We start from the raw sequence: 2216 nt of genomic DNA on the forward strand, positions 1-2216 counted from the left end.
AGTTCGGGCGGAAAGTTCCCCGATTCTCATGTTCAAATCCCCTTCATGAATGATTCTTTTTCATTATAAACCCTGACACTGGTGTTAAGGTCAACCACTAGTTGATGTAATGTATCCAAAATAGTTGTTTTACCAAGCTAATGGCCATCGTAAATGCTAAGCCACGTATGATAAATAATGTTATTTCCAATAAAATGATCAAAAGTTATACTTAGTGTCTGTGTCTAGTGAAATAGGAGATGAATGATAATATGGAACAATCCGAACTAGTAGAGAAGCTCATAAAAGAAGGTGACGTAGAACGTATTCGATTGCTTTTACAAGATGGATTAAACCCAAATCAGTCCGTGAGTTGTTATGATTCTTACTTAGAATGTGCTTTTGATTATGAACAAATTGAAATTGCAAGATTATTCATTGATTTTGGCACGCTACTCTCGAGTGATGTAATGGTCAATGCTGCTAGATGTGCAGATCGGAGTCTATTTGAATATTTGCTTTCTAAGGGTGCGGATATAAATGCAATTAATCATGTTGGACACTCTGCACTTAGCAGAGCTCTTGCATTCAACAATGAAACAGGTGCTTACGCTCTAATTGATTTAGGAATCGATTTAAGAATTACAGGTGAGAACACGCTCATCGATTGTGCTTATGACGGCAGAAAACATTTTATTGAACTTCTTGTAAGTAACGGTGTGGACATCAACTGTTACATAACGGATAGCCATTCATATTGTCATGGCGTTACACCCCTAATTGCTGCTGTGCAGGGTGAGCAATTAGAGACCGTTACATATTTCATTCAAAACGGGGCTGACACTACAATAACTGATCAATTAGGGTGCCGTGCATACAACTATTCAAGGATTTATAAATACGCTGAGTTAGAACAATATCTCAAGTTACAAGAGCCTTCCGAATATCATGACTATCAAAAACGAACGGAACAGCTAGTGAATAGTGGCTTGCCTAAAGAAGTTATTAAGGAATTAGGAACCGTAGAGAAGCGAATTGATTTTGAATCAGATAATTACAGCGAGTATCTTATTTTAGGTACCATTTTTGATGTTGTGCGTTTCGTGTATTATGACTATGAATTGTATAATCTCGTGTTAGAAGTAGATAATTATGACGCATTTGGCTTTTTCACATGGTGCCCAAGTTTGAACAAGTTTGTCAGTGTGGACATTGAACATGAGTGGGTATATATTTTGCATGATATGACTTGGGAAAGCTTCTTACGCAATCCGGGAATTTATATCGACCGTATTATTAATTTCGAGTATGATTCTGAAATCGAGACATAGGGAAGCGAGGAAGTCTATTTTTTAATTAGCGCTAATCCTAAGTTATGGGAATATTTTAGGCCATGAGTGAACGTGGCTTGTCTTAGAGAGGAGATAAAAAAATGATTGAATTACGAAAAATAACCGGGGATAACATAGATGAAGTAATAGCACTTGAAGTCGGAGAAAACCAGAAAGACTTTATAGAAACGACTAACCTCAGAAGCTTTGCAGAAGCGCATATGTTGAACGCAGATGGGATAGCGGCGGCTCCCATTGCCATTTATGCCAATGGAGTTGCGGTTGGATTTTTGATGTATATTTATGATACGTTGGATCATGAATCATTTGAAAATAAAGATTTTTACGGGAAGAAGAGCTATTTTATATGGCATATTATGATTGATAAGAGTTATCAAGGGAAAGGATATGGCAAACTTGCTTTTGAAAAAATGTTGATGGATATTGAAAATATGCCGTATGGGGAAGCAGAATATATAACCCTCTTTTATCGAACAAGTAATGTCAAAGCTAAAACATTATACGCATCATTTGGTTTTGTAGATACAGGCATCATTCAGAATAATTCGATGTTGGCAATTAAAAATCTAGATGAGAAAATAACAGAATCCATAGTAGAATAGGATCTCTCGGAAAGAAATGCAAGCTTTCAACGTCTTGACCCATAATAAACACAAATATTCAGAAGGAAAAATTTATTCCAAACCAACAGTTATGGCATTTGCGCAAATACAGCAAAACCTCCAGTTCCACATCGTGGGCTGGAGGTCTTATTGTTTTGAATGGTGATCCCTAAAAGGGCACCAAGTATCCTATTTAAATAAATTCAGCGTCGTAATGATGATCGGCATGGCAAACACGTCGATAAGAAAGGCGCCTACAATGGGAACGATCAGGTACGCTTTG

The 2216-nt window shown here is 37.0% G+C and carries 2 protein-coding genes; both read left to right on the forward strand.

Going from position 1 to position 2216, the window contains the following annotated elements; genetic code table 11:
• Positions 1-251: 251 nt before the first annotated feature.
• Positions 252-1310, forward strand: coding sequence for an ankyrin repeat domain-containing protein (locus BBG47_RS27735; RefSeq protein ID WP_065294431.1), 1059 nt, complete (start codon positions 252-254; stop codon positions 1308-1310).
• 101 nt (positions 1311-1411) lie between these two features.
• Positions 1412-1933 carry a GNAT family N-acetyltransferase gene (locus BBG47_RS27740; RefSeq protein ID WP_065294432.1) on the forward strand — a complete coding sequence of 174 codons (522 nt, stop codon included), beginning with the start codon at positions 1412-1414 and terminating at the stop codon, positions 1931-1933.
• Positions 1934-2216 lie beyond the last annotated feature (283 nt).

It is taken from the genome of Paenibacillus sp. KS1 (assembly GCF_001680695.1).
GTDB lineage: Bacteria > Bacillota > Bacilli > Paenibacillales > Paenibacillaceae > Paenibacillus_B > Paenibacillus_B suaedae.